The organism is Kiloniella sp. (assembly GCF_965205715.1).
Taxonomy (GTDB): domain Bacteria; phylum Pseudomonadota; class Alphaproteobacteria; order Kiloniellales; family Kiloniellaceae; genus Kiloniella.
Genome location: NZ_CBDBHW010000013.1, coordinates 1 through 23,056, shown reverse-complemented (window position 1 = coordinate 23,056; position 23,056 = coordinate 1). Strand labels below are relative to the sequence as shown.

At 47.5% G+C, this 23,056-nt stretch carries 22 protein-coding genes, 1 pseudogene and 1 riboswitch; of the genes and pseudogenes, 8 read left to right on the top strand and 15 right to left on the bottom strand.

What is annotated here, in order from left to right; all coding sequences use genetic code 11:
- Positions 1-20: 20 nt before the first annotated feature.
- Both fabA and ACOGW3_RS11235 read right to left on the bottom strand, forming a co-directional pair.
- A complete protein-coding gene (gene fabA, locus ACOGW3_RS11240; RefSeq protein WP_419903055.1) occupies positions 21-533 on the bottom strand; it encodes a bifunctional 3-hydroxydecanoyl-ACP dehydratase/trans-2-decenoyl-ACP isomerase in 513 nt (170 codons plus the stop codon).
- 271 nt (positions 534-804) lie between these two features.
- Positions 805-2,037, bottom strand: coding sequence for an ISL3 family transposase (locus ACOGW3_RS11235; RefSeq protein WP_419901077.1), 1,233 nt, complete (start codon positions 2,035-2,037; stop codon positions 805-807).
- Between ACOGW3_RS11235 and ACOGW3_RS11230 the strand changes: the two genes are divergently transcribed.
- A complete protein-coding gene (locus ACOGW3_RS11230) occupies positions 2,024-2,152 on the top strand; it encodes a hypothetical protein (RefSeq protein WP_419903054.1) in 129 nt (42 codons plus the stop codon). The two genes, ACOGW3_RS11235 and ACOGW3_RS11230, sit on opposite strands and share 14 nt — an antisense overlap.
- A 106-nt stretch (positions 2,153-2,258) precedes the next feature.
- Positions 2,259-2,705, top strand: coding sequence for an iron response transcriptional regulator IrrA (gene irrA / locus ACOGW3_RS11225; RefSeq protein WP_419903053.1), 447 nt, complete (start codon positions 2,259-2,261; stop codon positions 2,703-2,705).
- Between the two features lie 239 nt (positions 2,706-2,944).
- Here irrA and ACOGW3_RS11220 read toward each other — a convergent pair whose 3' ends face one another.
- On the bottom strand, positions 2,945-3,391 hold the full coding sequence (locus ACOGW3_RS11220) for an SH3 domain-containing protein (protein WP_419904039.1): 447 nt from the start codon (positions 3,389-3,391) through the stop codon (positions 2,945-2,947).
- 374 nt (positions 3,392-3,765) lie between these two features.
- Between ACOGW3_RS11220 and ACOGW3_RS11215 the strand changes: the two genes are divergently transcribed.
- Entirely contained in the window at positions 3,766-4,752 is a 987-nt protein-coding gene (locus ACOGW3_RS11215) for a 2-hydroxyacid dehydrogenase (protein WP_419903052.1), read from the top strand.
- Positions 4,753-5,032: 280 nt separating this feature from the next.
- Here ACOGW3_RS11215 and ACOGW3_RS11210 read toward each other — a convergent pair whose 3' ends face one another.
- The 7 genes from ACOGW3_RS11210 to nhaA all read right to left on the bottom strand — a co-directional run bounded on the left by ACOGW3_RS11210 (position 5,033) and on the right by nhaA (position 11,615).
- On the bottom strand, positions 5,033-5,683 hold the full coding sequence (locus ACOGW3_RS11210) for a glutathione S-transferase family protein (RefSeq protein ID WP_419903051.1): 651 nt from the start codon (positions 5,681-5,683) through the stop codon (positions 5,033-5,035).
- Positions 5,684-5,754: 71 nt separating this feature from the next.
- Positions 5,755-6,543 carry a transporter substrate-binding domain-containing protein gene (locus ACOGW3_RS11205; protein WP_419903050.1) on the bottom strand — a complete coding sequence of 263 codons (789 nt, stop codon included), beginning with the start codon at positions 6,541-6,543 and terminating at the stop codon, positions 5,755-5,757.
- Between the two features lie 139 nt (positions 6,544-6,682).
- Complete coding sequence (thiQ, locus tag ACOGW3_RS11200; protein ID WP_419903049.1) at positions 6,683-7,330, bottom strand: thiamine ABC transporter ATP-binding protein; 648 nt, start codon at positions 7,328-7,330, stop codon at positions 6,683-6,685.
- Entirely contained in the window at positions 7,323-7,991 is a 669-nt protein-coding gene (locus ACOGW3_RS11195) for a hypothetical protein (protein WP_419903048.1), read from the bottom strand. The genes thiQ and ACOGW3_RS11195 overlap by 8 nt, the downstream gene beginning before the upstream one ends.
- The gene (locus tag ACOGW3_RS11190; RefSeq protein WP_419903047.1) at positions 7,988-8,914 is read right to left on the bottom strand and encodes an ABC transporter permease subunit; all 927 of its coding nucleotides are present in this window, start codon (positions 8,912-8,914) and stop codon (positions 7,988-7,990) included. The genes ACOGW3_RS11195 and ACOGW3_RS11190 overlap by 4 nt, the downstream gene beginning before the upstream one ends.
- Before the next feature lie 110 nt (positions 8,915-9,024).
- Positions 9,025-10,041, bottom strand: a complete 1,017-nt coding sequence (gene thiB / locus ACOGW3_RS11185; RefSeq protein ID WP_419903046.1) for a thiamine ABC transporter substrate binding subunit — start codon at positions 10,039-10,041, stop codon at positions 9,025-9,027.
- A gap of 84 nt (positions 10,042-10,125) precedes the next feature.
- A riboswitch (TPP riboswitch) is annotated at positions 10,126-10,235 on the bottom strand.
- 180 nt (positions 10,236-10,415) lie between these two features.
- Entirely contained in the window at positions 10,416-11,615 is a 1,200-nt protein-coding gene (gene nhaA, locus ACOGW3_RS11180) for a Na+/H+ antiporter NhaA (RefSeq protein ID WP_419903045.1), read from the bottom strand.
- Positions 11,616-11,745: 130 nt separating this feature from the next.
- On the opposite strand from nhaA, the gene ACOGW3_RS11175 reads away from it, so the two are divergent.
- A complete protein-coding gene (locus ACOGW3_RS11175) occupies positions 11,746-12,696 on the top strand; it encodes a hydrogen peroxide-inducible genes activator (protein ID WP_419903044.1) in 951 nt (316 codons plus the stop codon).
- A 14-nt stretch (positions 12,697-12,710) separates the two neighbouring features.
- On the opposite strand, the gene ACOGW3_RS11170 is transcribed toward ACOGW3_RS11175, so the two are convergent.
- Together ACOGW3_RS11170 and ACOGW3_RS11165 are read right to left on the bottom strand one after the other, a co-directional pair.
- Positions 12,711-13,001: a GyrI-like domain-containing protein gene (locus ACOGW3_RS11170; protein ID WP_419903043.1), complete on the bottom strand. Its 291-nt coding sequence runs from the start codon at positions 12,999-13,001 to the stop codon at positions 12,711-12,713.
- Positions 12,944-13,573 carry a helix-turn-helix domain-containing protein gene (locus ACOGW3_RS11165; protein ID WP_419903042.1) on the bottom strand — a complete coding sequence of 210 codons (630 nt, stop codon included), beginning with the start codon at positions 13,571-13,573 and terminating at the stop codon, positions 12,944-12,946. The genes ACOGW3_RS11170 and ACOGW3_RS11165 overlap by 58 nt, the downstream gene beginning before the upstream one ends.
- 263 nt (positions 13,574-13,836) lie before the next feature.
- On the opposite strand from ACOGW3_RS11165, the gene ACOGW3_RS11160 reads away from it, so the two are divergent.
- Positions 13,837-16,134, top strand: coding sequence for a PAS-domain containing protein (locus ACOGW3_RS11160; RefSeq protein ID WP_419903041.1), 2,298 nt, complete (start codon positions 13,837-13,839; stop codon positions 16,132-16,134).
- Here the strand turns inward: ACOGW3_RS11160 and ACOGW3_RS11155 are convergent.
- On the bottom strand, positions 16,087-16,218 hold the full coding sequence (locus ACOGW3_RS11155; protein WP_419903040.1) for a hypothetical protein: 132 nt from the start codon (positions 16,216-16,218) through the stop codon (positions 16,087-16,089). The genes ACOGW3_RS11160 and ACOGW3_RS11155 overlap by 48 nt on opposite strands.
- On the opposite strand from ACOGW3_RS11155, the gene ACOGW3_RS11150 reads away from it, so the two are divergent.
- Positions 16,205-17,437 (top strand): ISL3 family transposase, encoded by a 1,233-nt coding sequence (locus ACOGW3_RS11150; protein WP_419901077.1) that lies wholly within the window; start codon positions 16,205-16,207, stop codon positions 17,435-17,437. The two genes, ACOGW3_RS11155 and ACOGW3_RS11150, sit on opposite strands and share 14 nt — an antisense overlap.
- Positions 17,438-17,626: 189 nt before the next feature.
- Here ACOGW3_RS11150 and ACOGW3_RS11145 read toward each other — a convergent pair.
- Positions 17,627-17,747, bottom strand: a pseudogene (locus ACOGW3_RS11145) (transposon DNA-invertase); the annotation flags it as partial.
- Positions 17,744-17,950, bottom strand: coding sequence for a ribbon-helix-helix domain-containing protein (locus ACOGW3_RS11140; RefSeq protein ID WP_419904038.1), 207 nt, complete (start codon positions 17,948-17,950; stop codon positions 17,744-17,746). The gene ACOGW3_RS11140 and the pseudogene ACOGW3_RS11145, both read right to left, overlap by 4 nt.
- A gap of 222 nt (positions 17,951-18,172) precedes the next feature.
- On the opposite strand from ACOGW3_RS11140, the gene ACOGW3_RS11135 reads away from it, so the two are divergent.
- Entirely contained in the window at positions 18,173-20,845 is a 2,673-nt protein-coding gene (locus ACOGW3_RS11135) for an autotransporter outer membrane beta-barrel domain-containing protein (protein WP_419903039.1), read from the top strand.
- A 111-nt stretch (positions 20,846-20,956) separates the two neighbouring features.
- A partial coding sequence (locus ACOGW3_RS11130; RefSeq protein WP_419903038.1) for a putative Ig domain-containing protein occupies positions 20,957-23,056 on the top strand: 2,100 nt, incomplete at its 3' end.

Here is a 23,056-nt window from a genome sequence, read left to right as displayed (position 1 = left end):
GATTATAATGTTAATAGAGTTTAAGATTCTGATTGGAACAAGCCAACTTTCATATCTTTAATTTCAAAAGCGACATCGTCATCAGCCATGATGATCCCATCGGATACACCCATAATTAGCCTGCGATTAATAACGCGCTTCATATCTACTTTATAAGTAACTTTTTTAACGTCGGGCGTTATCATGCTTTTGAGTTTGACTTCACCAACACCCAAGGCGCGTCCACGACCAAGAAGGCCGCTCCATCCTAGGAAAAATCCGGTCATTTGCCAAACAGCGTCAAGGCCAAGGCATCCTGGCATTACCGGATCGCCTTCGAAGTGACACTTGTAGAACCAAAGATCAGGATTAATATCGAACTCGGCAATAATTTGGCCTTTACCGTGTTCGCCACCATCTTCTGTGATGCTGGTTATGCGATCAAACATCAGCATTGGGGGCAAAGGTAACTGGGCATTTCCAGGACCAAAAAGTTCGCCGCGCCCACAAGATAAGATTTCTTCGTAGGAATAGCTATTCTGGCGTTCGCTCAAAGGTTTATCCACCGTTTTTATGTTGTTTTCCGAACATCAGCTCTAATCGGCCGAATCCGCGCTGACTATAACACATGCATACCGTGCTGTGGCAATGTTCTTCAAGTTGTAACAGGTCCTTTATTAAGGAATTTTTTACACCAGGTTATCAGAAACATTAATCTGGGCTGACATGTGTAGTCTCTAGAGGAAAAGATCAATTGAAAAGTGTAAAAATACGATCTTTTTGGTGGATTAATCTCTTGGCTCTTCTCCGCTTTGTTGAGTAGATTTAGGATTTCAAATAGAGCATAGATTGATTATCTGGAATGGATGATTGTCTAATTTTGAGTTTGAAGTATTCGGTATCCTTGATGCCTCTGGCTCGCTTACGGATCATTCCTATACTGACATTACCAGCCTCTATCCTGGCGCTTGTGAGCTTGTGTTTGGCGTAGTTGCAGATGCCCACACAATGTTTCCGTAGGGATTTCGCGAACTTTTTTAGATAGAGCATCTGTGACTGATCTGCTATCAGGCACCAACGTTCCAGTTGCTCCGCCATCGCCTCAAATGAAGCGGCACTCCACAGCAGCTGAAGCTGTTCTTTCAAGACGTAAAGTGCATTCAGGTTGCTATTGCTCTCCAGCAACCTTTGCAGCTTGTCACTTTGTTTTTCACTCAACTTATCCGCATTTTTGAGCAACAGATAATGCGTCCCTTTCATCAACTCTTTACCACTTGGATCGGCCTTTCTGAACTCAAGTCGACGCTGATTATGGATAGCTTTGCTGTAGTTTTTCATGACGTGGAAACGGTCAAATACTATGTCGGCCAACGGCAAGGACTCTCTGACAGCCTTTTGGTAGGCAGGCCCCATATCCATCGCTACGGCCTTTATTTTGCAGGCTGTATCTGGTTGCAGTTGTTTCAAAAACCTTGAAAAAACCTCGGCAGTTCGGCCTGCTTCAACCCAGATCAGATGACCGCCAACCATATCGTAGACCACCGTCATGTAGTCATGACCTTTCGCCCGGGCAACTTCATCTACACCAATATATTCCAAGCCAGTTAGCTCTGCAGGATCAAGCGTAGGGAGAGTTTCAATAAGGTATGCCCTGTCGATATTCTTGACCGTTTCCCATCGTATATCCAAATGTCTGGAAACCGCTTGAATAGACATATGCCGACATAATCCACTGATCAGTCGGCAAAATCGGTGAGTGAAACGGCACCCTTTATCAACAAAATCACACCCCTCAATGCGGCGTTCGCCCTTGTTAATATAAACCTGCGCCAGCTCAATCTCGACCACACAAGGATACCCAAAAAGGGGGATGTCGTTTACTTGTCGGCGGACATGCTGGTTGATGCTTCCCTTCTGGCCTGTAGCAGGGTCTATAGCCCTCCTACGCGCGTCTCGGCTGCAGTGAATGACAATCTTAACACCGCCGTCATCCAGTTTAATTTCATTTACACGTTGCCCTTTGAGGCCTAAAATATGCTGCGAGATGTTGATTGTCATATACCTGCTCTATGTAAAGTTATCAGAAACCATACATATCAACAGGTTACTTGGCGGTCGGCATCTTTTTCTACTCAACAAAGCGGAGAAGAGCCAATCTCTTGGTGTTACGTGATTTGCATGTTCTGAAAATATGGGGAATAGACAAAAACCCTAAATTATTTGTGCCAATTGAGCTTTTTTTTCTTTAAAGCAGCGGTTTCTGGCTTATATTAAGAAGCATGGAAAAGATACGCCCTTATACAGAACTGATCGATACCCTCAAAAACGCAGGTCTTAGACCAACGCGTCAACGCTTGGCTTTGGCTAAGTTGTTATACTCCCGAGGTGATCGCCATATATCTGCGGAACAGCTTCACGTTGAAGCAATGGATTCTAAAGTTAGTGTGTCACTGGCCACGGTATACAACACCCTTCACCAATTCCAAGACGCTGGCTTATTACGTGAAGTTTTGGTCGAAGCTGGGCGTTCCTACTTCGACACCAATATCAGTGATCACCATCATATCTTTTATGAAGAAACCGGTGAGTTGATTGATATCGCACGTGATACAGTTCAGTTTAAAAACTTGCCTCAGCTACCCGAAGGCAAAGCAATTTCCCGTGTTGAGGTTGTTGTGCATGTGATTGATATTGACGAAAAATCTGAATCACAAGCTGCTGAATAGGTATTGGGGAATTTATTTCCTTTGTAATTCATACACATACAATTTGTTCAAAGCGTGAAAAGAAAAGTTTGTACTTGGCAATCTTGCAGGCTGGGGATTGCGAGCGTAAACTTTGCCGTATTGGGTGAAAGAAATCCGATGTTACGACAGAGCTCATAAAATGAGCCGAGAGATGAGTGGGGCCAAATTCTCAGGAGTTTGGCCCTGTTTTTATGTCACGGTTTACTGATCTACCTAAGTTAATCGAAAACCTCATCTTTATAGCTGCCATAAAGCGAAGAGCGTTTCAGCCAACCCGTTATATCTTTGATCTCAACCTGGCACCAACCTTCTGAATTACAGGATTCCAGCTCACCGATAACGCCTGCTTCTGCTTGTAACACAGGGCGGCTGCCCGGTTCAGGATCGTCGAATATGGTTCGCACTGCTCCGGTCACCATCATACTACGTTGACCTTTGAGCATACTTTGATGAACCCATCCCACGGTTCCTTGCCAATCGCGAATTTGGCGCCAGGTATCAAATTCATCCACAATTTCTATGGGTAATCGACGCCGATGGTAAATCCAACTGATCGGATATCGCGTACCAGGGCCAGCACGCATGTTTACCTCGCCAGATCGGAAACTAACGAATCGCGGTAAAGGGAGCCCGCTGGGGCCGAGTTTTCGCTTATCAAGTTCGATCGTTGAATTACTAAGTGAATTATCAGCAAATGTTGCAGGGCTTACGAGCCATAAAGACGCCGTGAAAAGTAAACCAATTAAGGTCTTTCCAAGAGCGCTTATACGTTGAGGCGTTGGTTTTCTTGTCCTCAATAGTGACTGAGGTCGCAGGCTTTTCATCATCTCGTTAATTCTGTGTACATAATAACAATGGGTTCCTTGTCGGCGAGATTACCTATTGATTGCCAAACTGGCTAGAATTTATCGAAACAACTGTTTCTGTCTCTTGGCAAAACCCTCGTTCACGGCATAAACTAACACAGCAAACATGCAGGCTAGTAAAATACAACGATAAGGCTTGCTCGTAAGTACCAGCAACGGGGCCCCATAGGCACATGACTCAGAAAAAACCCCTCGTAATCGTCACGCGGCGACTTCCGGATGCGATTGAAACTCGGATGATGGAGCTTTTTGATTGTCGGCTTAATTTAGATGACAAACCTTTTTCACAAAAAGAGCTAATTGCGGCGGTTAAAGAAGCCGATGTATTGGTGCCGACGGTTACGGACCGAGTTGATGCAGGAGTACTTGCTCAAGCTGGACCCAACTTGAGGTTGATCGCGTCTTTTGGGACAGGAGTAGATCATATTGATCTCAAAACCTGCCGCCAACGTGGCATTACCATAACAAATACCCCTGGTGTTTTGACCGAAGACACCGCTGACATGACAATGTCACTTATCCTCGCTGTTTCACGCCGTCTGACAGAGGGTGTGAAGCTGATTAAATCAGGCGAATGGACCGGCTGGAGCCCGACGGGCATGTTGGGGCATCGCATTTGGGGAAAGCGTCTCGGAATTATCGGGATGGGCCGGATTGGCCAGGCTGTTGCGAGACGGGCCAAGGGTTTCGGTCTTTCTATCCACTATCACAATCGCCGCAGAGTTCACCCTGATATCGAAGAAGAACTCGAAGCAACTTACTGGGAAAGCCTCGATCAGATGTTATCCCGTATGGATGTGATTTCGGTAAACTGCCCTCATACGCCAGCGACTTTTCATCTGTTATCGAGCCGCCGTCTTAAGTTATTGAGTGAACGTGCTATCATCGTGAATACCAGCCGTGGTGAAGTTATTGATGAAAATGCTCTCGCTCGTTTGATTGACGCAGGGGATATCGCTGGCGCAGGCCTCGATGTATTTGAGCAAGAGCCAGCCGTAAATCCAAAGCTACAACGCAGTGATAATGTTGTCTTGTTGCCTCATATGGGGTCGGCAACCATAGAGGGGCGTTATGATATGGGTGAGAAAGTCATCATAAATATTAAAACCTTTGTTGATGGGCATACGCCGCCTGATCGGGTCGTCGAAGCTATGTTCTAATAATAAATGGGGCTCACTATTTAATTATGTGGGCCCCATTTTTTTAGCCCTGAGCAAATTGCATAACTGAAATGATAGTTATGCGGTTGTCTGGTTAATAAATTTTAACTAAGATTCTTACATCTCATTAAGGCGTTAATCACATAGTTGTGATCAGCGTTATTTGCAGTAGACTCCAGGGTCATAGTATCATTAGAGCCTAGGATATATCGTTCGATCTCCAATCTGACGTACCTGGAACAAAAGGCGGAGTTGTAAATCACCTCCGCCTTTATTTATTTCAAGAGCTTAGCTTCAAGGATAACCAGTCATTTACCGCAGCCGAGTATTTTATTAATACAGGCTTTGCGAGCGGATGTTGTAATATCTGGTCATGCCATCGGCTCATTTTGTCGGATAGAATAAGAGGCTGTTCAACGGTCTCAAACATCATTTTTGCAAGAAGAAGCGTCGGTGCAAACCCGCAGTCCGCAAGAGAAATTTTATCTCCTGCAACGTAAGGGGCGAAGCGACCGATTTGATCCAACATACTGAGCTGTAGGTTTAATTCCTGATGCTTTTCCAGAATAACACTTTCCTGTCGTTGAGAAGGTGTCATGTGCTTGAAGAGTGCTCTAATCAGGGGTTCGACCTTTAAGTCGTGAAAGCGCGATAGCATTCGGGTGCTCGCTCGTTCTTTCAGATCTCGAGGTAATAAAGCTGGGTTTGGGTGCTGTTCTTCTAAGTACTCATTGATGCTCTCTGATTCGCTTAAGACAAGATCGTCATCGACCAGAGCAGGCACAGTCCCTGTCGGTACGATGGCTTTATAGCTGTCACCTCCATATCCACCTGGTGGAGAACGGTGGTCGGCTTCTATGCCCTTTAGAGCGAGTACGAGCTCTACTTTTGCGCAGTAGTTACTCACGGCAACAGTATAAAATATCATCATTTTTGCTCGTAAAAGAGCGGACTATTTATGCAATAGCCCGCTTTCTTGTTTAACGATTGGTCATACGGAATTTAGTCAGCAAGTTTCCACTTTTGGGCGAGTTGCTTGAAAAATCCGCGGGTTTTCTTCAGTTCAATCCAATGGTTCAGGTAATTGATCCAGACCTGATCGTCTTGCGCGACGAGCATAGCAAGGGGGGTCGGTGAACGGGGTTCTTGCACAGGGACAATTGCCATTTGCTCATATTTTTTTACCAGGGTGGCGGCTTCAACGTTCGATGTAATGTGAACCAAGGCGCGGCCAGAAAGGACTTCTTGAAAATCACGAGCAGGAGCTTCAACGGATATGAGAGATGCCTTCGGGAAGTAATCTTTTGCCTGCTGTTCTTGTACCGTTCCGAGAGTCGTTGCCACAGTGACGTCGGAACTGTTGATGTCTTCCCAGGAATTAAACTTGGGGAGATGCTTGCTCAAAGTCAGGGGCACGGTACCAACGTGATAGTAACTGTCGGTATAGCCTGCGACCGCCATGCGTTTTGGGTTGAGTGAGGCGCTGGTTGTCATGTCATATTTATCAGCAACGACACCGTTAATTAAGGTTTTCCAATCGGTTGGAACAAATTTAAGTTCAACACCCATATCTTTGGCAAGTTCGGTCACGACATCAATGTCAAAGCCTTCATAACTCCCCGTTGCGGTGTTTTTTACCGTCATTGGGTTCCAATCACCCGTCGTGCCGACCCGAAGTTCTCCAGCATTGAGAATTTTGTTCAGGCGGGATGGTTCGGCGGCATTGGCAATGGATAAACCTCCAGCAACAAGCAGGGTCGCTGCGGCAAGTAGTGTGCGAATTTTAAGCATGAGAATTCCGGTTTTACGGCTATTTCAAAGAAGGGTTAGGGGAACGATTGTAGAACAAATTATGAAAGATCACCAGTTATAAGCGATAATTGCTTAAGGCTATGGTCTTCAACGTTTTGTGACGATCACAAGAATCATTTTAAGAAAGGTGGATAAAGCGGTCTGCAATTTCATCAGCATCTTCTGATAAGTGGGTCACCATAAGGGTTAGGAGATTATGTTCTAGATGGAGCCTTTTTACTAACTTGAGCATTTCTTTTCTGAGAGATTGATCAAGAGCACTGAAAGGCTCATCAAGTAAAAGGATGGGGCGCCGTCTCACGAGACATCTCGCTAGAGCTACGCGTTGTCTTTGTCCTCCAGATAATTCTGAGGGAAGGCGTTTGCTTAAGCCGGATAGATCAACATCAATGAGAGCCTGATTGACCGCTTCTTTATCTGCCTGGGATAACCGAAGTCCGGGATTTATTCCGAGGCCGATGTTTTCCGCGGCAGTCAGATGCGCGAAGAGATTGTGCTCCTGGAACAGGCTGGTAATGGGACGTTCTGCCGGAGGAAAAGGGAGGAGGTCTTGTCCACTGTAGGTAATTTTTCCTGATAGGGGCGTTTCAAATCCTGCGATCAGGCTTAATAGCGTTGATTTCCCGACACCAGATGGACCAAGTAAAGCAACAAGTTCGCCCGGGTTTATTTTCAGGTCAAAGTTCAAGGTCTCTCTTGCTTCGTTATGTTGAAAAGAGAGCTTTGAAATATGTAATCCCAAATTATAGTCCTTTTTATCAGGCATTTTTAATAACGGGCCTCTTTCCTATTGATAATGAGCGGGGAAGCCAATGTCCTGCGATAGCTCTTTCGATAACAAGGAAAAGTAACAGGCTCTGCAAACAGAGGAACAGAGCGATAATTGCCGCATCATCAAGCCGATAGCTCCCCATTTTTTGAAACATCAACAAAGGGAGTGTTGTGAAATCCTGAGTTCCGAAAAGAGCAATAACACTTAAGTCACCAGTAGATAAGGCTACTGAAAGCCCAAGAGTAAGCCCAAGTGCTTTTCTGTTTTGCGGCCAGTCGATTATGCGAAATCTGTCGAGCCCTCTTATACCCAGATTGCTACAGAGTAGGTCACTTTTTTGAGCAGAGGTTTCAAAGCTGGGAATCATGATCCGCAGCGCAAATGGTAATGCCATCAGGGCGTTTACAGTGATCACAAGTAAAGGCGCCAAGGTATTAAGGCTGGTTGAGCCTTTCAGGATAATAAATAACCCGGTGGCAAGAACAAAGGGGGGAAGCAACAGAATGACACTTCCGGAAAGATCCGAGGCGGTTGCTAAAGGTTTCGAAATCTTGAATTTACCCAAACGTGTGGGAAGTAAAAAGCTGCGAATCATAAGAGCGATACCAACCGCAAGAAGAAGGGTAAGTGTCCCTGCGGTTAAGGATATTTTCAAGCTATTGTAAGCTGCGTTCCATAATTTTTCGTCTGATAAGACGGAAAGAATTCGTGGGGACATGGCCTTACTGATTGTTGCCAGTAAAGGGGGGTGACCAAAAGAAACATAACGAGAAGGGCGAAGGCATCCATTACTTTTGCTGAAATTTTTGCTGCGTCAAAACGGACGGAAGGGCGTTCTTCTGTTTTACCCAATGGAATATTGCGAGAAAAATAGCTGCCGATAAATAAGAGGAGAAAGCACAGTAATAATTGAGTTACGGCCAGAATTACGGCTTTTGGGATATCGAAATCAAACCGGATAGCCTGATAAATGGCAACCTCAAGCGTATTGGTTGAGGGGCCTCCTCCCAAGGCAAGAACGATGGCAAAGGAGGTAAAACACAGCAGGAAAACCAAGCCGCATGATGCAGGGATAACCCGACGCAACATGGGCCATTCAATTAACCGGAATATGTCCCGATCAGACATGTCGAGTTGAGCTGTTGAACGCCAGTATTCTTTGGGTAGGGATTCCAGAGTTTGAAGGAATATTCGCGATAGCAGCGGGGCATTAAAAAACACATGCGCTAACAAAATGCCTGTAAGCCCATAGAGATAATTACCAGCGCTAATATCAAAAAGAGATAAAAACTGGTTGAGCCATCCGTTTCTGCCGTGAATAGCAACAATTCCAAAAACACCAACAATGGAGGGCATAATCAAAGAAAGCGACGCAAGTTGGAGAAAGATCTTACGGCCCGGTAATCGCGGTCTGCGAGATAGGGCGCGGGCAACCGGGATCGCAATAATTGTCGCCAGCAATGTACTTAGGATTGCCTGAAAAACCGTAAAGCCAATAACACGAAGGAGATACTTATTTTGAAATATCTGACTAAGATCGATTTCATTTATTTGACTGAATAGGCCTGAAAATGCCATGCCCAGTATCAAGGAAATGAACCCCAGGCTAAGGAGCCCTGGCCATAATAGCCCGAGCCACCTTTTTGTCAGGTTGTACCTTGATACTGGTCGCATGGATTTATACCGATTTACCGGTCAATCGCTTCAAGCCAATTATCGATCCATACCTGCCGTTTTGCGTGGGCTTCTTCAGGGCTAAAGAGAAGTGTTTTAGCTGGCTTTGGAAGTGTCGCAAAAGTAGAAGGCAACTTGTCACCGAGGTCAATAACCGGGTACATCCAGTTACCGGTGGGAATTTCGCTTTGAAAGCCTTTTGTGGCAATAAAGTTTATAAATTCCTGAGCAAGTTCTGGCTCTTTAGCGTTCTTCAGCTGAGCAGCAACCTCTACTTGAGCGTAATGACCTTCGCTAAAGATCGCAGCTTTGTAGGTATCGTCTTCTTCTGCGATGATGTGGTAAGCCGGGGATGTGGTATAGCTCAACACCATATCTGATTCACCGTCTTTGAAGAGGCCATAGGCTTCGCTCCAGCCTTTGGTGACAGTAACGATTTTTGGCGAGAGTTTTTTCCAGGCATCAGCCGCCTTGTCACCATAAACCTTTTGCACCCAAAGCATAAGTCCAAGGCCAGGTGTAGAACTCCGGGGGTCTTGAATAATGATTTTTAGATCGGAGTTACCTTCAACCAACTGATCTAAACTGGTCGGGACATTGGATAGTTTCTTGCTGTTGTAAACAAAGGCAAAATACCCGTAATCAAATGGCACGAAGGTTTTGTCTTCCCAGGTTATGGGGAGAGAAAGGGCATCAGGAGATACATTGCTAGAGGCAAAGAGACCTGTTGAAGCAGCCTCGGCAGTTAAATTTGTATCCAGGCCCAAGACAACATCTGCGGATGTGTCCGATCCTTCGAGTTTCAAACGGCTGAGAATGCCGACAGATGAATCAATGGCTACAAATTTGAGATCACAATTACAGTTTTCTTCAAAAGCAGCCTCTACCTTTGGACCTGCACCCCAGTCAGATGCAAAAGAATCATAGGTGTAAACGGTGAGTGTTTTTTTCTCATCGGCAACGGCTGATAAACTCAAGCCTGTGGCGAATGCGGTTGCTGCCATAGCAGCTGTAAATGTTCGCAGGATCATGCGACGCTCCATTTATGTGCGGGGCGGGCAAGGACCTGAAAAATCTGGAATATACAGTGTTGAGAGTAACCATTGGTTAGCAATCTACGTCCAGTCTTCAATTCCCTCCGCCGGTATTAACCGGTTCAGGTTCGACGGGTTTATTTCCTTTTGGGAAACCTCTCAGCCCTTGGTGGGCACCCCGTTGAGACCGATGCGGAGCTTAAACCTTTATCGAGAATCCAGCAAGGAATTACCCTGTTTGTTGTTGGGAAAAATACAGGGCTGAGGGAGAATGAATCTTTCTGGTGAGGTGGTGATACCTGCAAACAAATCGAGCCCCAAACAATAGGCAAATGTTTGGGGCTCTGGAGCGCTGAAGTCTTGATCTTGCCTTAGGGCTTGAGTTGGTTGTCAGCTGTACTTGGAGATCTTTGTTGTGCTCCAAAACGAAGCAAGCAGAAGCCAGCAATCGCTGAAAGTATGGACCCACTTAAAACACCAATTCGAACTTGTCCAGCAACCGCAGGGTCTTCGAAAGCGAGCCCACCGATAAACAAACTCATGGTAAAGCCAATACCTGTGAGAAGGGCCAAGGCATAGATTTGACTCCAGTTTATTCCCTCAGGAAGTCGGCATAGTTTTGTTTTTGCCGAGAGCCAAATAAACGAGAAAACCCCGAGTTGTTTACCGACAAACAGACCACCCGCGATACCGAGAGTAAGGGGTGCGAGGACTGTTTCCATGGTAATCCCCTGCAATGACACACCTGCATTGGCGAAGGCAAAAATAGGTAAAATCATGAAAGCGACCCACGGGTGTAGGCTGTGTTCAAGGTTCTTGAGCGGGCTCTTGTCCTCAGGAGTTTTGCCATTCAAGGGGATGGCAAAGCCAATTGCAACGCCAGCGAGTGTCGCGTGAACACCTGATTTAAGAACACAGACCCATAAAATTATCCCGACCAAAATGTAAGGTGTTTTGGCTGTTACGCCAGATCTGTTAAGGACAACTAAACCGAATAGAGCCACGGCAGCCAAAGCCAGTGAAATAAGTGAGAGTTCAGCTGTGTAGAAAAAGGCAATGATAATGATTGCGCCGAGATCATCAAAAATAGCGATGGCAGTAAGCAATATCTTGAGAGACAAAGGAACCCGGTTGCCAAGAAGGGCCATAATTCCAAGGGCAAAGGCAATATCAGTCGCGGTGGGGATAGCCCAACCGTCCATGTTTGTTCCTTCGCCCCAGTTTATACCGGCAAAGACCAGCGCTGGGATGACCATACCCCCGACTGCAGCAATTGCAGGTAGAGCAATCTGATCCATAGATGAAAGTTGCCCCTCCAGGATTTCCCTTTTTAACTCAAGGCCAATTAGGAGGAAAAAGACGGCCATGAAACCATCGTTGATCCAGAGTAAAACTGGTTTTGAGAGGGCTAACTCTCCCAACGCAATGGTAAAAGGCACCTCGAGCATGCCTGTATAGAGAGACGCCAATGGGGAATTTGAGGCGACAAGTGCCAATAAGGCAGCAAGCATGAGGGTGATCCCACCCGCTGATTCCAGTTGTAAAAAGTTTTTAATCATTCTGGATGGCATAACAGGGGCTCCCAAAGTGCCAAGATATTACAGTTATTCTTAAGTCCACAGTAAATGGTGGTTATTGCTTGATTAGTAAAATCGTTTTATTGTTCGGTATTGATAGTTTTTATCTATTATAAGTGTTTGTATGGCAAAACCAACCATTAGACAATTAGAGTACTTTCTGGCCGTTGCGGAAACCCTTCATTTCCGAAAGGCAGCAGAACGACTAAATGTGAGCCAGCCAACCCTTAGTGATCAAATTAAGGAGTTGGAATACCGGTTAGGTGTTATTTTGCTGGAAAGATCACGCCAGGCGGTTCAGCTTACATCTGTGGGGGAAGACCTTCTCGAGCGTGCAAGATATCTTTTGCGTGATCTCGACGATTTATGCGATGCAGCTAAATCTGCGAAAGGAATGCTTGGCGGCAGACTGCGTTTGGGGGTGGCTCCTACAGTTGGGCCCTATCTGCTCCCCCATGTTATCCCTTTGTTACACCAAAAATATCCCAAGCTAAAATTACATATACGCGAAGACAGAGCCCGTGCTTTAGAACAGTCTCTTCGTGAAGGCTTGCATGATCTCGTATTAACCGCACTGCCTGTCGAAGATGATAGTTTTCAATCTAAGGTGCTGTACGAAGAACCTTTGTTTATCGGCATGTCGAGAGAGCATCGCCTTGCAGATAAAGAGGTAATTACTCCTGAAGATCTTAAAAATGAGGAGGTTCTCTCCCTTGGTGTTGGGCATCGATTATTTGAACAAATACAACGGTTGTGCCTTGAGCTCGGGGCGTTGGTGCAAGCTGATTATGAAGGCACCAGCCTGGATACTTTACGGCAAATGGTCGGCATGAAGATGGGGATTTCTTTTTTTCCAAGACTTTATGTTCGCTCTGAAATGGTCAACGACCCACAAGTTGTTGCCCGACCAATCCGAATGAAAGCAGCCAGCCGTCAAATCGGCTTGGTTTGGCGTAATAATTCCCCAAGGTCATCTGACTTTGAAACCTTCGGTAATGATGTTCTGAGGGGGATTCGTGACCAAGTTGATCATGACTTCATGACATTAAATGATACGAAATGCCCTAACCCGTAAATAGTTTTAGATGTTCAATTGGTAATTTTCTTTTCAATGGGGATCCAGATATCAACCTCTCCAGTGCAGCTGTTGCCATCGAAACGGTGATCGTAGATTTCAAAATCCGGTGTTTTTGCGTAAGTATATTCTGAGTTTGGAAGCCAGTTTCCCCATATACCCTGATAAACAGTTGAGAATTGGTCTCCAATGGGAGAACGGTCGTTTATGCAAAAGGTAAAAACGGCGTATTCTGCAGGGTTAACAGTTAGACCCTCCATACCCTTGGGTATATTTGATAGAGAGTCGGTCTCGAAAGCAGCCATATATGTAAAGTTTCTACCGAACCCTTCAAGCAAAGTCCGTATGCGCGGTCTTTCTTAACCCCTTCAATCTCATCCACTCGGTTGATAACCGATTTCCAATGATTGGCCGGATTATCACTTGCTTCCTCACCAAATTCCTTGCTTATCCCAATGACTTTAAATGATTTTTTTGAACGAATAGTGGGTTCCATTGGGAGTGCTCCTGGGTCGAGGAAATAAGGTCGCTTGAGGGGTTGTTGAAATTTGGTACTCATTGAGTGACCACCGGTGCGGTATTTGCCGGGGGGAACTCCAAATGTACGTTTAAACGCCCGGGTAAAGGCCTGTTGACTATCGAAGCCATAATCCATTGCGAGGTTAATCAGAGAGATATTTTTGTGGGTTTCTAACTTTCTGGCCGCCTCAGTCAGGCGACGTTGGCGTAAATAACTCATGACACTTTCGCCTGTTAAGGCACGGAAAAGTCGGGAAAAGTAATAAGGAGATAAGCCAGATTTTTCAGCAATTTCTTTGAGTGAAACATGCTGTTCTAGGTTTTTCTCCATATAGGAAATGGCTTTATTGATCGGCATAAATACTCCTGTGACGGCAAGAATAAATGGTTCTTTGCAGCGGGTCTTGATCAAAATTGCTTTCGGGGAAATATCTTTTAGTTGGTAAATTATGCCTTATTCTTATGCGCGATAAATATTAATTGGCTGAGAAGCAAAAAATTGTAAATCGTTATAAAGTTTTAGGTAATTAGGTAGTACTCTTGTGACATACGTGAGTATGTTCGTATAGTAAGGCGAGGCGTGCAGGGGAAGGATGTATCATCAAGAAGAATAGGATGTAGATGTTTCAAAATCTCCGGATAACAACAAAATATCCGGTTGTCATTGTGACGCTGGCATTACTGGCAAGTGTCATTACCGGGTTTGTTGCTTATAAGACAACATCTGCAGAGTTGCATAATTCTGCGGGGAAAAAGCTTAGTGCACTACTTGAGACGCGTAAAAAAGCACTGGAAAATTATTTTGGCCTGATTGGGGAAGATTTACGGGTTCAGGTTCAAAACCCTATGGTTATCGAGGCCTTGGAAAATCTGTCTTCAGCGTGGCATGCGATTGAAGGTGACCGACAAGTATATTTTCAAAAATCGTATATTTTGGATAACCCATATCCACCAGGGCAGAAGAAAAAGCTAAATAGAGCAAATGATCTGTCTCATTACAGCGCCCTACATGAAAAATACCACCCGGTATTTCGGAAGTTACAAGAAGAGCGGGGATACTATGATATCTTCCTTTTCGATGAGCACGGCGACCTTATATATACAGTTACTAAAGAGCTGGATTTTGCAACTAATCTCAATGATGGTCCCTGGAGCCAAACAAATCTTGGCCGAGTTTTTCGAACGGCACGTGATTTTGGTTTAACACGGAATCTGATCATTGAAGATTTTGAAAAATATGAACCTAGTAACAATATTCCAGCAAGTTTTATCGCCAGTCCGCTTTATGATGATTCCTTGAATTTTATGGGCGTTTTAGCTTTTCAAATTCCAATTGATCGTCTCAACGATGTCATGCAGGTCGATGCTGGTATGGAGAAGACTGGTGAAATCTTCATCGTCGGTAAGGATCTTCTTCGCCGTAGCGATTCAAGGTTTTCTGATGAAACCCTAATCTTAAAAGAAATCGTTGATAGAGAGAGTGTTCATCGCGCCCTCAAAGGTAAAAGTGGGATTGCATCGTTCGTAAATCGAGATGGTAATAGTGTATTCTCAGCATTTGAGCCTTTCATTTTCAATGACATCCATTGGGCATTGATTGCAGAAATTGATGAACTGGAAATCCTGGCCCCTATACAACACATGAAACAAACCATGATGGTGGGATTTGTTTTTATTGCAATTTTTGTCACATTTTTTGGGATATTTATCTCTCGGAGTTTATCTCGTCCCATCATTGAAATGACCAATGCAATGACCCGCTTGTCGGTCAGGGATTTCTCCGTCGATTTGACATCTTCTGAACGCCGAGATGAGATCGGGGGGATGGAGCGGGCACTAGAGGTTTTTCGCGAAAATGCAATTGCACGATCAGATGCAGAGATACAGCTAACAGAACAGGCGATGTTACTGAGAGATATCGTTGAGAACGTTGCTTATGGTATAACCCTGTTCGACAAGGATAATCGCCTTCTTATCTGGAATGACCGGTATATTGAAAACTCGGGAATTGATCGCAAGCTTGTGGTTAAGGGGGCACATTATCTTAAATTGGGCACTTTTTTTGCAAAACAGGGTGTCTATGGTCCAGGCAAGCCCGAAGTATTGGCTCAAAAAAGGTTGGACTTCTTTTTGGAGAGTGATGAAACAAAGAGTGAATTCACGAACAATAAGAATGAACATTACGAGGTTACCTCGAAGAAAACGCCTGGGGGAGGTTTTGTTCTGGCGCTGACTGACGTGACCGAGCAACGAATGGTCCAAAAGCAAATTCTTGACCAAAGAGATGATCTCCAGAGCTTAAATCAACAAAAGAATAGATTTTTTTCGATTATAGCCCACGATTTGCGGAGCCCCTTTAATGCCCTGTTGGGATATTCGGAATATATAAAAACAAAATCCCAAAATATGTCCTCTGAAGAGATCGTCGACTATGCAAGTTCTATCCATACAGCGGGCCAACAAGTTTATGAACTACTTGAGAATTTGTTGGAATGGTCACGAGTTCAGATGAATCAAACCGAATTTGTTTCTGTAAACTTGGGAATTAACCAAATCATATCCAAAGTATTGGGGGACTTGTCGTCTCAGTTAAACAGTAAAGACCAGAGGGTTGTATCTTCTCACAACGACTTTCATGCCGTGGGGGATCGTGACATGACTGAAACGATCCTGCGAAACTTAATCGGAAATGCGATTAAGTTTTCTGCGCGAGGCGGTGAAATCATTATCAGTAGCAAGTGTATTGATGAATTTGTTCATATAAGTGTGAAAGATAGCGGAGTAGGGATCGATCAGGATAAAGTGGACCAATTGTTTAGGTTGGAAAATAGCCTCACAACCACGGGCACTGAGGGAGAAACCGGAACAGGGTTAGGGCTTTTGATTTGTAAAGAGGCTCTTCTCCGCTTTGTTGAGTAGAAAAAGATGCCGACCGCCAAGTAACCTGTTGATATGTATGGTTTCTGATAACTTTACATAGAGCAGGTATATGACAATCAACATCTCGCAGCATATTTTAGGCCTCAAAGGGCAACGTGTAAATGAAATTAAACTGGATGACGGCGGTGTTAAGATTGTCATTCACTGCAGCCGAGACGCGCGTAGGAGGGCTATAGACCCTGCTACAGGCCAGAAGGGAAGCATCAACCAGCATGTCCGCCGACAAGTAAACGACATCCCCCTTTTTGGGTATCCTTGTGTGGTCGAGATTGAGCTGGCGCAGGTTTATATTAACAAGGGCGAACGCCGCATTGAGGGGTGTGATTTTGTTGATAAAGGGTGCCGTTTCACTCACCGATTTTGCCGACTGATCAGTGGATTATGTCGGCATATGTCTATTCAAGCGGTTTCCAGACATTTGGATATACGATGGGAAACGGTCAAGAATATCGACAGGGCATACCTTATTGAAACTCTCCCTACGCTTGATCCTGCAGAGCTAACTGGCTTGGAATATATTGGTGTAGATGAAGTTGCCCGGGCGAAAGGTCATGACTACATGACGGTGGTCTACGATATGGTTGGCGGTCATCTGATCTGGGTTGAAGCAGGCCGAACTGCCGAGGTTTTTTCAAGGTTTTTGAAACAACTGCAACCAGATACAGCCTGCAAAATAAAGGCCGTAGCGATGGATATGGGGCCTGCCTACCAAAAGGCTGTCAGAGAGTCCTTGCCGTTGGCCGACATAGTATTTGACCGTTTCCACGTCATGAAAAACTACAGCAAAGCTATCCATAATCAGCGTCGACTTGAGTTCAGAAAGGCCGATCCAAGTGGTAAAGAGTTGATGAAAGGGACACATTATCTGTTGCTCAAAAATGCGGATAAGTTGAGTGAAAAACAAAGTGACAAGCTGCAAAGGTTGCTGGAGAGCAATAGCAACCTGAATGCACTTTACGTCTTGAAAGAACAGCTTCAGCTGCTGTGGAGTGCCGCTTCATTTGAGGCGATGGCGGAGCAACTGGAACGTTGGTGCCTGATAGCAGATCAGTCACAGATGCTCTATCTAAAAAAGTTCGCGAAATCCCTACGGAAACATTGTGTGGGCATCTGCAACTACGCCAAACACAAGCTCACAAGCGCCAGGATAGAGGCTGGTAATGTCAGTATAGGAATGATCCGTAAGCGAGCCAGAGGCATCAAGGATACCGAATACTTCAAACTCAAAATTAGACAATCATCCATTCCAGATAATCAATCTATGCTCTATTTGAAATCCTAAATCTACTCAACAAAGCGGAGAAGTGCCGAATTTTGCACCCAACCTTAATTGACCTTGGTTTGATCAATTCTTGTTCCTCCTAAATGACGTGCGAAATCCAGATCACGTTTTAGGAGGAGAATATTCATTGAATCCTTGAGCGTTTCGTCAGAGAAATCATACTCGCCGAGCATATTGATGTGTTCCCAAGAGATCCGAATAGCAATTGGCAACGTCAACGCCGTCTGAGGTCAGCGCATCGTGTTGCAAGTCACCCTAAGTCGAGCGACTGGCTGCCGTCTGCTTTTGAAACGCGGGCATAGCCGATCACAGCACTCTTTTGGGTTTATTTTTCGGATATTTCTGCGTGGGTCTTTTATTCAAAGAAACTAGCTGCAACTCGGCAATATTCTTATCCTGATCACGTCGGATCAGATCTCGAAAATATTCGCTATCATTTCCATAACGGCCACTCTCAATCTGGGATTTCACCCATCCGTCCATTGCATTTGGGATGGTTATTGTTTTTCGCATCATGGACATTGTAATTTACCTCTTTATCTTTATACGACAATGTGTGATCGTATAAACGCCATTAATATTACTTTCGACATACAATTATGGCAATAATCTTTTGCTGATAAGCAGATTTTCTAATACATTTCAAATATTATCTAATAAAAATACATATTTTTTTTGATTAGGGCTTAAAGATAGGCTAATGCTCTAAAATTAACACATGGTGGGGAAACATAAATGCCAAAATATAAACGTACTAGATGTGGTGTGTCATACCTCACCACCTTAACCACAGTATCTATACTTTCCCTGCCATGGGCCGCAGCAGCACAAACCATCGATGATGCCAGAACGAGCACCGTGTCAAGCTCAGGCGGTGACGCGGAAATCACCATTACCGAGTCGGGATCAATCTCAACAAGCGGAATCTTACAACAAGGCATTAGCTCAAGTGGTGAGAGTCCAACAATCATCAACAATGGCACAATCACAACGGACGGTCCTAGCTCTCGCGGCATTAGCTCGACTGGCGATGGCTCAACACAAGATAAAACAACAATCATCAACAATGGCACAATCACAACAAACGATGAAACCTCGGACGGCATTATCGCAGATGGCGCTGAGGCGATAATCACCAACAATGGCACAATCACAACGCTCGGATCGCGTTCGGCAGGTATCCGATCAACCGGCAATGACGCGGAAATCATCTTGGGTGAAAACGGCACGATCACAACCAGCGCCGAACTCTCAGGCGGCGGCAGTGGCGCGCACGGCATTAGGTCAACCCACGAGAACGCAAAAATCACCATCAATGGCTCGATCATTACGACCGGCGAGGGGGGCCACGGCGTTCAATCGACTAACGTGTCGTCAGACGATGGAGTCCCCGATAACGCGATAATCACCGTTGGTGCGACGGGCTCGATCACGACCAGCGGTAATAACGCCTACGGCATTCGCTCGGAAGGTACAAGCGCGACAATCTCCAACGATGGCGAGATCACAACGAGCGGTGAGAGGGCTCACGGCATTCAAGCGACTGGCGCTGACGCGACAATCTCCAACGATGGCGATATCACAACGAGCGGTGTTGACGCAGAAGGCATTCGCGCAACTGGCGCTGACGCGACAATCTCCAACGATGGCGATATCACAACGAGCGGTGTTGACGCAGAAGGCATTCGCGCAACTGGCGCTGACGCGACAATCTCCAACACTGGCGAGATCACAACGAGCGGTGTTGGCGCGAAAGGCATTTTCTCGACTGGCGCTGACGCGACGATCACCAACACTGGAACCATCACAACGAGCGGCAATAGCGCGCACGGCATTCGCGCAGCTGACGCTAACGCGACAATCTCCAACACTGGCTCGATCACAACGAGCGGTGAGAACGCGGGCGGCATTCGCTCGAATGGCGATGACTCAACAATCACCAACGATGGCTCGATGACAACGAGCGGTGTTGACGCAGAAGGCATTCGCGCAACTGGCGCTAACGCGACAATCTCCAACACTGGCTCGATCACAACGAGCGGTGAGAGGGCTCACGGCATTCGCGCAGCTGACGCTAACGCGACAATCACCTTAGGCGCAACCGGAGCTATCTCAACGGAGGGTAATGAGGCGCACGGCATTCAGGCAACCGGCGATGGTGCGATGATCACCATCGAGGGCAAGGTGTCTGTCAGCGGTGAGGGAGCCTATGTGGTGCACGGTGGCGATGATACCAACCAGATTCTGACCCTGTCAGCTGGCGCGGAAACGCAAGGGGAATTCAATCTGGGAGACAGCGAAGGTGATAATGATGTCGCCAAAATTTGGGTGAATGATACCCAAAGCTCGTCGACCTTCACTATCGGCGGGGCAGAGACCATTAACCTGAAGAATGCGGATCAAGACGCGCGGATACTTCGATTACCCAAATTAGTGAGTAACACTGGCGATAGTGTGGCTGTAATCGACCCGACTGGTTCGTCCGCAACCCGTATAGCACTGGGCGCGATGACAGGGCAGATACAGCGGCAGGTGTTTCAGCGCCTGGATGCCCGTCATCCCGCATCTATGGAAGGCAGTGGCAGCTGGGGTACGTTGTTCGGCATCCGTTCCGAGCGTAATGAAGACGATCTGGCGTTAGCCTGGAGTCATAGACTTTATGGTGCGACAGGTGGTTTCGACACCACTCTGGACGGCGACCGGAGGGTTGGTATAGTCGCCGGAATTGGTCAGGACCAGATCAAAACCACCGAAGTTACTTCCATCAAGGATTCTGCCACTTACGCCTTTGCTGGAGCTTATGGTCAACAGTCAATGGGTAGGCTCAACCTTGATGGCTCGGTGGTTCTCGGTTATGCCCGCCATGACAGTGCCCGCACCGTGCTGGACAATCTGGTCGGATATGAAATCGCTGACGGGGAATACAACAGCGCCTATATTAGCCCGTCTCTGGCCCTTGAGTGGTCAGAGGAACTCGGCGACTGGGGGACTGAATTGCGTCCTAGTGCAAAGATCAGCTACACTTATGGGTATTATGGCGCCTACACCGAGACCGGCACGACAAACTCCAATATAAACTTCGATAGCCGGAGCGTGAATATTGTTGATGGTCGCCTGCAACTGGCGGTCGCGCAATCTTTTTTAGATGCTCAGGGAGAGATTGAACTGCGCGGCGGCGCAACGTTCACGTATTACGGAGAGGACAGTGTAGGGGCACATCTTGGCACAGGCGCCCCAATCTCTTACCGTATACCTGGTGATGAGACCATCCCTGGCGGCTATGCAGGGGTTAATATGCGTTACAAAATCGCAGACGCTGTCACCATGGGGGGTGACATCGAATATGCCAAGACATCGGGCGGTGAAGGGGCCATTTCAGGACAACTGGGGCTGGTGTTCAAATTTTAGGGATACAAAACATGGACATCTCGCTTCGAGGTTCAGGGCCGGTGGGCACTCCAAGAGAGCCAAACCCAAAACAGTACCCGATAACTCTGTCCAACGATAGGTAGAAAGAGCATGCGCAATCTTGGCTTGCAACAAAATCAGGCAACCGCCTTCATAGCCACCGTGCGGTTCTGCGCGGTGGCGCTCCTCTCCCTGATGATCTCGGGAACAGCAGTCAATGCGCAGAACCGCGTCCCCACCATCAGCGGCACGCCAGCCACAAGCGTGGCCGAAGACAGTGCCTATAGCTTCACGCCAACCGGCGGAGACGATGATGGCGACACGCTGACCTATGCGATTACAAACCTGCCGTCATGGGCCAGTTTCAGCACCACAACCGGGGCCTTGACCGGCACGCCCGCCAACGCCCATGTCGGCGACTACGAGGACATCGTGATCAGCGTCACCGATGGCATCATCGCCACATCGGTCGCGCTGCCCGCCTTCGATATCGCCGTCACCAACACCAATGACGCGCCGGTTGGTCTTCCGACTATTACGAATCTTGCGGGGGCGGGTCGGGCGCCGGAACCTGGGCACCCACTTTTAGCTGGTACTTCTGCTATTACCGATGAGGATGGTCTGCGCGCTGCCACCTTTACCTACCAATGGAGTAGACGCTTCCAGGGAACAGACACGCCGATCGTCGGCGCGACCTCCGCATTTTACACCGTGCAGCAGTCCGATGTCGGCAAGACGATCAGCGTGACCGTGAGCTACACCGATGATCGCGGCACCCCCGAGAGCGTGACCAGTGCGCCAACGCAAGTGGGGGAAGCGAACATCCGGCACGAGGGTTTCCCGAGCATCATCGGTACGATTACCGAGGATGAGACGCTGACGGCGGTGACCGATGCGATTACTGATGCGAATGGTATGCCTGATCCGCCCGTCTTTACCTATGAGTGGCAAGCCCTAGATGGTCTTGTGGATCGACATCCCAGCACAATCGCCGGCGCGACCACGAAGACTTACACTCTGACCCAGGCTGAGGTCGGAAAGCATATCGGCGTCATAGTTACCTTCAGGGATTCTGGAGGTAACCTTGAGACACCGAGACGTTCATTTGTTCGTGGGCCGGTGTTGAATGTCAATGACGCGCCTGTTGGTCTGCCGACTATTACCGGTACGGCGACCGAGGATGAGACGCTGACGGCGGTGACCGATGCGATCACCGATGAGGATGGTCTGTTATCGGCCACCTTCAGCTATCAGTGGCAGGCGGATGGGGTGGATATTTCCGGCGCGGACTCCGGCACCTATGTTCTGACCCAGGCGGAGGTTGGCAACGGCATCCGCGTCACCGTCAGCTACACGGATGATCGCGGCACTCCAGAGAGCCTGACGAGTGCGGCCACCAGTGCTGTGGTGAATGTCAATGACGCGCCCACCATCAGCGGCACGCCCGCCACAAGCGTGGCCAAAGACAGCGCCTATAGCTTCACGCCAACCGGTGCCGACGATGATGGCGACACGCTGACCTATGCGATTACAAACATGCCGTCATGGGCCAGTTTCAGCACCACAACCGGGGCCTTGACTGGCACGCCCGTCAACGCCGATGTCGGCGACTACGAGGACATCGTGATCAGCGTCACCGATGGCATCATCGCCACGCCGGTCGCGCTGCCCGCCTTCGATATCGCCGTCACCAACACCAATGATGCGCCTGTTGGTCTGCCGACGATCAGCGGCGTGCCTCGGGTCGGGGAGATCCTGACGGCGGAGACCGGGGCGATTGCGGATGCCGATGGCCTTACGAACGCGACCTTCACCTATCAATGGCTGGCGGATGGCGGGACCATTAGCGGTGCGACCGCGCAGACCCTGGTCCTGGCGTCGGCGCATTTGGGCGCGGATATTGAGGTACGGGTCAGCTTTACCGATGATGCCGGCAACAATGAACGCCTGACCAGCGACCCGGTCAGCATTGTACATGACATCACGGTGGCGATTTCCGGCGGCGGCAGCGTGAACGAGGGCGCAGACGCCACCTTCACGGTGACTTTGTTGGATGCAGCGGGCGCGGTAGTGGTGGTGGATTATGCCACCGCAGCGGGCACCGCAACCGCGGGGGATGATTTCACCGCAACGAGCGGCACGCTGACCTTCGCGGCCGACGCGCCCGAGGACGAGCGGAACCAGACCTTTACCGTGTCGGTGCTCGACGAT